Raw genomic sequence first — 485 nt, 5'->3', positions numbered from 1 at the left:
CCCCGAACTGCTTGTCGCCGTACGCCGCCAGGTGGTAGTTGTCGCTGTCCGCCTTCGACCCGTAGCCGCCGTGCAGCGAGGTACGGGTGTAGCCGGTCGCCACCCCCAGCCGCCCGTCGCCCGCGACCGCCGAGTCCAGCCCGACCAGCACCCCGTAGGTCGAGGCCTGGTAACCCGTGGCGTTGGCGTCGCCCGACGCGTGGTCCCACGCCCCCAGCAGCTGCGCCCAGGCACCGCCCTCGTCCGCCTTGATGGCCGACGAACTCGCCAGCCCTTCCGCCTGACGCAGACGCCCGTTCAGCGCCTCACGCAGGTAGCGGCTGTCGTTCACCAGCGCCGAGGCGATATCCGCATGGATTTGCCCCGACAGCTGACGGAACGCCTGCCGCGCTTCGCCCGCCGTGCCGCTGGTGAGCAGGCTCTCGTACACCGGGTTGCCCGCCGCCAGCGCATCCGCCGCCACCGCCACCGCCCGCTCGTTCGAG

At 72.4% G+C, this 485-nt stretch carries 1 protein-coding gene; it reads right to left on the bottom strand.

The window, feature by feature from the left end; all coding sequences use genetic code 11:
• On the bottom strand, positions 1-485 hold a 485-nt coding region (locus QMZ29_RS10650), incomplete at both ends, for an autotransporter outer membrane beta-barrel domain-containing protein (RefSeq protein ID WP_283225771.1).

The sequence above is a fragment of the Serratia sp. PF-27 genome (assembly GCF_030053255.1).
Classification (GTDB): domain Bacteria; phylum Pseudomonadota; class Gammaproteobacteria; order Enterobacterales; family Enterobacteriaceae; genus Serratia; species Serratia bockelmannii.
This window is presented reverse-complemented; position numbering and strand designations above follow the sequence as displayed.